Source organism: Kribbella sp. NPDC054772 (genome assembly GCF_053611945.1).
Genome location: NZ_JBSHBJ010000002.1, coordinates 440635 through 448246 on the forward strand (window position 1 = coordinate 440635; position 7612 = coordinate 448246).

The 7612-nt window shown below is 69.1% G+C and carries 8 protein-coding genes; 3 read left to right on the forward strand and 5 right to left on the reverse strand.

Annotated elements, in window-relative coordinates:
- Window positions 1-15: 15 nt before the first annotated feature.
- Window positions 16-1518: a sodium:solute symporter family protein gene (locus tag ACWGID_RS04895; protein WP_452194491.1), complete on the reverse strand. Its 1503-nt coding sequence runs from the start codon at window positions 1516-1518 to the stop codon at window positions 16-18.
- Window positions 1519-1657: 139 nt separating this feature from the next.
- On the opposite strand from ACWGID_RS04895, the gene kduI reads away from it, so the two are divergent.
- Genes kduI through ACWGID_RS04910 form a run of 3 tightly spaced genes read left to right on the forward strand, consistent with a single transcriptional unit; the run spans window position 1658 to window position 4010 of the window.
- Window positions 1658-2482 carry a 5-dehydro-4-deoxy-D-glucuronate isomerase gene (gene kduI / locus ACWGID_RS04900; protein WP_452194493.1) on the forward strand — a complete coding sequence of 275 codons (825 nt, stop codon included), beginning with the start codon at window positions 1658-1660 and terminating at the stop codon, window positions 2480-2482.
- Window positions 2479-3234, forward strand: a complete 756-nt coding sequence (locus ACWGID_RS04905; protein ID WP_452194495.1) for an SDR family oxidoreductase — start codon at window positions 2479-2481, stop codon at window positions 3232-3234. Before kduI ends, ACWGID_RS04905 begins: the two co-directional genes overlap by 4 nt.
- A gap of 20 nt (window positions 3235-3254) precedes the next feature.
- A complete protein-coding gene (locus ACWGID_RS04910) occupies window positions 3255-4010 on the forward strand; it encodes an IclR family transcriptional regulator (RefSeq protein WP_452194497.1) in 756 nt (251 codons plus the stop codon).
- Here the strand turns inward: ACWGID_RS04910 and ACWGID_RS04915 are convergent.
- From ACWGID_RS04915 to ACWGID_RS04930, 4 genes are read right to left on the reverse strand one after another with little or no spacing between them, the layout of a single operon-like run.
- The gene (locus ACWGID_RS04915; protein ID WP_452194498.1) at window positions 3975-5219 is read right to left on the reverse strand and encodes an MFS transporter; all 1245 of its coding nucleotides are present in this window, start codon (window positions 5217-5219) and stop codon (window positions 3975-3977) included. The two genes, ACWGID_RS04910 and ACWGID_RS04915, sit on opposite strands and share 36 nt — an antisense overlap.
- Entirely contained in the window at window positions 5216-5842 is a 627-nt protein-coding gene (locus tag ACWGID_RS04920; protein WP_452194500.1) for an MOSC domain-containing protein, read from the reverse strand. The genes ACWGID_RS04915 and ACWGID_RS04920 overlap by 4 nt, the downstream gene beginning before the upstream one ends.
- 40 nt (window positions 5843-5882) lie before the next feature.
- Window positions 5883-7268: an MFS transporter gene (locus ACWGID_RS04925; protein WP_452194502.1), complete on the reverse strand. Its 1386-nt coding sequence runs from the start codon at window positions 7266-7268 to the stop codon at window positions 5883-5885.
- Window positions 7265-7426 carry a hypothetical protein gene (locus ACWGID_RS04930; protein WP_452194504.1) on the reverse strand — a complete coding sequence of 54 codons (162 nt, stop codon included), beginning with the start codon at window positions 7424-7426 and terminating at the stop codon, window positions 7265-7267. The genes ACWGID_RS04925 and ACWGID_RS04930 overlap by 4 nt, the downstream gene beginning before the upstream one ends.
- Window positions 7427-7612 lie beyond the last annotated feature (186 nt).

Consider the following 7612-nt stretch of genomic DNA (forward strand, 5'->3'; position numbering starts at 1 on the left):
AGTGTTTCATCTGCGCTAGCCGAGGGCCGGGGCCTTCCGCGTGCTGACATCGCCGGGGTCGGTGTTCAGCGAATCGACCAGCTCGTCGACCTCGGTGCGCTGCTCGGGCGCGAGCAGCCCGAGTCCGACGTACACCACTAGCGAAGTTGCCAGCGGCAACGCGACGACCAGGGTCTGGTCGGTGGATCCGACGCCGTACTTGACGATCACCCACGCGATCAGCCCGATCGCCCAGGACGCCAGCGCGGCGCGCGATCCGCTTCGCCGGAACCACGGCAGCAGGCCGAGCATCAGCGGGATCGCGATCGGCCCCATCGTCGCAGCCACCAGGTCGACGACGATCTTCAGGACGACGCCCTCGCCGTTGGTCGCGATCGCGATCAGCATGCTCCCGGTGACGAACGTGAACGTGACGATCCGCGCCATCTTCAGCGTCGCGGCGTCGGTCATCCGGCGGACGCGCGGCACCAGCACCGGCGCCAGGTCCCGGGTGATCACCGACGAGATCGCGTTCGCGTCGGAGGCCACCATCGCCATCGTGTGCGAGAAGAACCCGGCCAGCACCAGGCCGATCAGTCCGCTCGGCAGCAGCAGTTGTGACAACTCGACGTACGACTGCTCGGGCTTGCCCGGGTGCACGAGCAGCGGGGCCGCGCACATCGGGATGAACAGGATCAGCGGCCAGACCAGCCAGAGGGCCGACGACAGCAACGCGGACCGTTTCGCCTCGGAGCCGGACGGCGCGGCCATGTAGCGCTGCGCCAGGTTCCACATCCCGCCGTTGTACTCGAACGTCTTGATGAACAGGAACGCGATCAGGAAGATCGGCGTGTACGGCCCGTTCAGCGCGTGACCGTGCCCGGCCGGCAGCTCGTCCCACATCTTCCACAACGTCGGTACGCCGTCCAGATGGCCGAGCACCCCGATGAACATCGCAACGCCGGCCCCGAACTGGATCACGAACTGCCCGAAGTCGGTCAGTACGTCGGCCCACAGTCCACCGAGAGTCGCGTACAACATCGTCACCACACCGGTGAGCAGGATCCCCCACCGGATCGGGACCCCGGTGAATCCGTTCAGCAGTACGGCGATCGCGACCCACTTCGACGCGATGTCGACGACCTTCAACGCGGCACCCGAGTACGCGAGGGCCTGCTGCGTCGGCAGGTTGTACCGCCGCGCGAGGTACTCCAGCGGTGAGACGACACCGTGTTTGGCGCGCAGCCGGTTCCATCGGGCCGCGAAGAGGAAGGCGCCGATGCCGACACCGACGCCGATCGTCATCGCCCACCAGACGTAGACGGTGATGCCGTAGCTGTAGGCAACAGCGGCGAAGGCGACGAACATGACGGCGCTGTAGCCCGACATGTGGTGCGAGATGCCGGACAACCACCAAGGGATCCGGCCGCCGGTCGTGAAGTAGTCCACGACGGTCTTGATCTTGGTGCGCGACCAGACTCCGATCAGCACCATCAGTACGAAATAGCCGACCAGGACTGTCCAGTCCAGAGCGGTCATAGCGGTCCTCCCAGGGGCGTGGGGTGAGTGCTTGAGAGGTTCCATTGAACAGAACCAGGTGTCAAGACACGGAACTTGGAACATTCGCGGGATGTGTTCCAGCGTTGACAGGGTGTTCTGCTGAGTAGAACCTAGTTCCGTGACTCTGCAGATCAGGCATGCCACCCATCCCGAGCAGCTGCCCGGCCTCGACACCGCCGCGCTGCGCCGCCACTACCTGGTGGACGACCTCTTCGTCCCGGACGCCGTTACCGCGGTGCTCACCCACCACGACCGGATCGTGCTCGCCGGCGCCCGCCCGGCGAACGGGCCGCTGACGCTGGACACCTACCCCGAACTGCGCAGCGAGTACTTCCTCGAGCGCCGCGAAGCCGGCATCGTCAACGTCGGTGGACCCGGCACGATCACCGCCGACGGCACGAAGTACGAGCTCACCACCGGCGCCTGCCTGTACGTCGGACGCGGCGTCCGCGAGGTGATCTTCGAGGGTTCGGAGTCGGCGTTCTACCTGTTCTCCGCGCCCGCGCACACGACGTACCCGACCGCGCAGATCAACCCGGGTGAGGGCAACCGGCTCGAGCTCGGTGACCAGCAGACCGCGAACCGGCGGACCATCGACCAGTTCATCCACGCCGACGGCGTCCAGAGCTGCCAGGTCGTGCTCGGTGTCACCACGTTGCACGCCGGCAGCACCTGGAACACCATGCCCGCGCACACCCACGACCGCCGCACCGAGTGCTACCTGTACTTCGGCCTCCCGGAGACCGAGCGCATCGTGCACCTGCTGGGCGAACCGGACGAGACCCGGCACCTGATCGTCGCGGACCGGCAGGCGATCATCTCCCCCAGCTGGTCGATCCACTCCGGCTGCGGTACGTCGTCGTACAGCTTCGTCTGGGCGATGGCCGGCGAGAACCAGGCGTTCGGCGACATGGACGGTGTCGACGTACAGGATCTGCGGTGACGTCCTTCAGCCTCGAAGGACGTACGGCGCTCGTCACCGGGGCCCGGCGCGGCATCGGCGCGGCGATCGCGGCCGGGTACGCCGCGGCCGGCGCCGAGCTGATCGTGATGGCCCGGGACGCGGCGCTCGAGGACACTCTCGAAGCGATCAAGCAGAACGGCGGCTGTGACGCGACAGTGGTCATCGCCGACTTCGCCGACCCGGCCGCGGTCGAGACGGCGGCCACCGAGCTGGTGAAGTCCCGCAGGATCGACATCCTGGTCAACAACGCCGGCACGATCCGGCGCGCGCCGGCGGCCGAGACCACGACCGCGGACTGGCAGCACGTGATCGACGTGAACCTCAACTCGACGTGGGCGGTGACCCGCCCGATCGGCGCCGCGATGGCGGAGCGCGGTACCGGGAAGATCGTCACAATCGCGTCGCTGCTCAGCTTCCAGGGCGGGATCAGGGTCCCCGCCTACACTGCCAGCAAGCATGCGGTGGCGGGACTGACCCGGGCGCTGGCCAACGAGTGGGGACCGGCCGGGGTGCAGGTGAACGCGATCGCGCCCGGATACATCAGCACCGACAACACCACCGAGCTGCGCGCGGACCCGGACCGCGAGGCGGCGATCCGGGAGCGGATCCCAGCCGGTCGGTGGGGGCGGTCGGAGGATGTGGTCGGCGCGGCGGTGTTCCTGGCGTCGTCCGCGGCGGACTACGTGAACGGGCATGTGCTGGCCGTCGACGGTGGCTGGCTGGCGAGATAAGGAGTGGCAGGATGTCCGACATGAGTTCGCCCTCGGCCATCGACAAGACGTTGATGGTGTTGGACGCCGTACTGGAGCATTCGCGGTTCACCGACGTGGTGAACGCGACCGGCCTGGCCAAGTCGACGGTGCACCGGATCATGGCGTCGCTGGTCGAGCACGAGTTCGTCACGCAGTCCGAGGACGGGTCGTACCACCCGGGCCCGAAGGCGCTGCGGTTGGCGGGGCACGCGCTCACCAACGTCGACCTCGCCACGGTCGCGCGCCCCGTACTCGCCGACCTGGTCGCACAGACGCGTTGCACGGTGCACGTCGGCCTGCTGAACGGTGACGAGGCGATCTACGTCGCGCGACTCGACGGCCCGAAGCCGTACCGGATGCCGTCGCGCGTCGGCAAGGCGATCTGGTTGCACTGCACCGGCATCGGCAAGGCGTTGCTCGCGGAGGAGGACGAAGACGCCCTCGACGTCCACATCACCCGCACCGGCCTGCCCGCCCGTACGCCGCTCACGCACACGACGGCCGCCGCGCTCAAGACCGATCTCGCGCAGGTCCGCGCCCGCGGGTACGCGCTCGACGACGAGGAGAACGAGCCCGGGATCCGCTGTGTCGCAGCGGTCATCCACGACCACACCGGCGCCGCGGTCGCCGCGGTCAGCATCTCCACGTTGTCGCTCGAGCAGTCGATCGCGCAGGTCGCGCTGATGGCCCCGGCCGCGATCGAGGCGGCCCGCAAGATCTCAGCTGCTCTGGGGTACCGCGAGCCGGTCGGCTGACCGCGCCGCCGCCCAGCGCACCACCGGCACGAACAGCACGCCGATCACCGCGAACCAGACGCCGAGGATGATCCAGCCGGGTACGCCGAGTCCCAGCGGCAGCAGTGCGAGAACGGTCGGGGCCAGCATCGTGCTGATCGACATACTCGTGTTCCACACGCCCTGGTACTGACCCTGCGCGTGATCAGCCGCCAGGTCGAAGCTCAACAGGAACGAGCCGGACGACTGCAGCAGCTCGCCGATCACCTGGACGAGCGCGCCCACTGCGAGCAGTCCGATGGCGATCGCGGCGTTGCCCCACGTGGCGCCGGCCATCAGGACCATCGCGGCCAGCAGCAGCAAACCCGCCGTACGGGTGGCTCGGGCCGCGGTGGTCGGATCGGCGATGCCGCGGGACGAGCGGACCTGGAACAGCGAGACCACCACGGTGTTGATGATCAGCAGCAGCGCGACCGTCCAGCGCGGGGCGTCGGTGTGGTCGACCACCCAGAGCGGGATCGCCACGTCGAGTACGGCGTAGTGAATGCTCATGCCCGCATTGAGCGCGGCCACCGCGAGGTACCCGCGATCGCGCAGCGCGACCCACACCGGCCCCTCGTCGTCGTGCGGCTGCGGCGCCACCCGCGGGATCGCCAGTACGACGAACGCCGCGATGCTGCTCAGTACGGCGTCCAGCACGAACATCACGCGGTACGCCGTACCGGTGTCGAAATGCAGCGCGAACGCACCGATGGCTGCGCCGACCGTGATGCCGATGTTGGTGACCGCCCGCAGGTACGCCCGCGCCGCGACGCGGCCCGCACCGGTCGTGACGGCGGCGATCAACGCGGCCCGGACGGCCCCCGCGCCGCGGTCGATCATCGTCAGCACGATGCTCACGACCAGGAACTGCCAGAAGTTCTGCACCACCAGGTAGACGAGCGACATCGCACACACCATCAGGCTCAGCACGACGAACAGGCCGCGCGGCCCGCGCCGGTCCGCCAGGTGGCCGAGCGGTACGGCGGACAGCAGCCCGAACAGTCCGGCGACGGTCAGGCCGAGCCCGACCTGCGCGATCGACAGGCCGATGATGCGGTTGAAGTAGAGGACGCTGACCGTCATCAGCAGGCCGTTGCCGACTCGGCTCAGCAGGGTGGCGAGGGCGAGTGGGCGCAACGGTCCCGGGGCCGGCAGGATCCCCCGGCCGGTCGATGCCGGCGCGCTCATCCGCGGGTCACGACGCGCTGCGCGATCTCGCGGAGCTCCTCCATCAGGTCGACGTTCGAGTCGAGCATCCCGCGCATCTTGATCGGGTCCTGCGCGCCGAACATCTCCGCGACCGTCACCTCGTGGTCGGGGCGGCTGACGATCTCGATCGGGTCGCCGGCGCCGATCGTGCCCGCGTGCAGCACCTTCAGGTAGGCGCCGGATCGACCCGCCTGGTGGAAGCGTTTGACCCAGCGCGGTTCCTGCATGCGGTGCTGGAAGGTGATGCACGGGATGCGCGGTGCGCGGACCATCACCTCGACCTCGTCACCGATCCGCCAGACCTCGCCGAGCAAAGCCCCGTTCACGTCGAGTCCCTCGGTCCGGAGGTTCTCGCCGAACAAACCGGTCGGGATGTCGCGGCCGAGCTCGCCGGACCACCAGCGCGCGTCCTCGTCGGCGTACGCGTAAAGAGCCTGGTCGGGACCACCGTGGTTCTTGGTGTCGCAGACGCGGTCACCGGCGAGACCGAGCTCGCCGACCTGGACGCGGCCGGACTGCGGACGCTTGTCGATGGCGGTGAGTCCCGTCTCCTTCGGACCCGGAATCAGCTTCTCCACCACATTGACCGTCAGCAACCGCATGGCGGCATCCTCTCCCGAGCGCTCAGGCGGTTCCACCGGTTTATCGGGACTTGAGCGGCAGTATGGCGATGATCACCAGGGTCACCGCTGTCGCCACCACGCCGATCCAGGCCGCGACGGCGTACCCGGACTCGCTCGGGTAGACGCCGGTCGTGTGGGCGGCGAGGATCAGGCCGCCGAGGGCGCTTCCGGTGGAGAAGCCGACGCTGCGGACGACCGCGTTCACGCTCATCGCGCTGGCGGTCTCCGCGGCGGGCGTCACCGCGAGGATCACCGCGGGCATCGCGGCGGAGAACGCGCCGACGCCGAAGCCGAGGATGCCGATCGCGATGATCGGCAGGAGCAGGGGTGAGCGGGCGAGCGCGAAGAGTAGGAACGAGGCGAGCACCACCGACGTACTTGCCCCGAGCAACAACCGGGCACCGAGCCGCGCCCGCCAGGCGGGGACCAGTCGGCCGGCGACAAAGCCGAGCACCGAGAACGGGACCAGAACGAGCCCAGCCTCGAAGGTGTTCAGACCGAAGCCATATCCGGCGGCCTCGGGGGTCTGCACATAGCGGGTGATCAGGCTGAACAGCAGATACATGCCAACGCCGCCGGTGAGCATCACGAGGTTGGCCGCACCGACGGCTGGATGCGTGAGCAGCCGTACGTCGACCAGCGGTTGGTCGGTGCGAGCTTCGAGGAAGGTCCACCCGATGAGGATCAGGAGCGCGGCCGCGAGGATCGTGATCGCCAGCGCGGTGTGGTCGCGCCAGAGGCTCGTCTCGCCGATGACCAGGAGTAGGGCGGGAAGGGCGATCGCGAGCAGGATCGCGCCCCGGACGTCGAGGCGGGTCGATGGCCGGTCCGGCGCGGTCGGGAGCACGAAGACGGCGGCGAGGAATGCCGCCGCGGTGATGGTGAGCCCGAGTCCGTACGCGGCGCGGACGCCGGCGAGGTCGGTGAGCAGGCCTGACAGCGGGTAGCCGATGCCGATGCCGGCGGTCGAGGCGACGGACAGCAACGCGATCGTCCGCGCGGCGCGCTGCTCGTCGAGATGGTCGCGGGCGACGCCCATCAACAAGACGATGAGGCCGATCCCAGTGCCTTGCAGCGCCCGGCCGACCAGCAGCACGGCGAACGGCGACGGGAGCACCGTCAGCAGACTGCCGACGACTTCCACGCCCAGCATCACGAGCACGACGGTCCGCCGGTGCGGGCCTGATCCGAGCCGGCCCAGCACCGGCGTTGCGACCGAACCCGCGAGGAGCGCGAGCGTGAGCGTCCATTGCGAGGCGGCGAGCGAAACGCCGTACGCCTCGGAGACCGCGGTGATCAAGGGAGCGCCGAGGCTCCCGATCACCGCGGTGGTCAAGCCGACGAAGATCAGGAACCTGACCAGTAGCTGAGGCGACCGCACCGGGGCGGCGACTCCCGAGGTCATTGGTTGGTCTCGGTGTTGATGTGGTTGAAGAGGCCGGGTTTGATCCGGGTCCGGACCTGGTGGGACCACGGCTCGTCGACCTGCGGGAGGTCGAGCGCCGCGTTCGTGTTGAGAAGCATGCCGAAGGCAAGGAACGCCTTGACGGTCACCGGGTCCACGTCCGCAGTCTCGGCGACCGCCTGCCAGAGCCGGGCGAAGCTCGCGCGGACGGCGTCCCGTACCTCACCGTCGCGCGCCGCGGCCCCGGCGGGGGGCGGGCGGGGGTGGAGCAGCGGGGGGGGGTGGGGGGGCCAGTGGTTGTTCTACAGCCCCAACGCGGGCCGCCCCCCCGGCCCCCCCCCCCC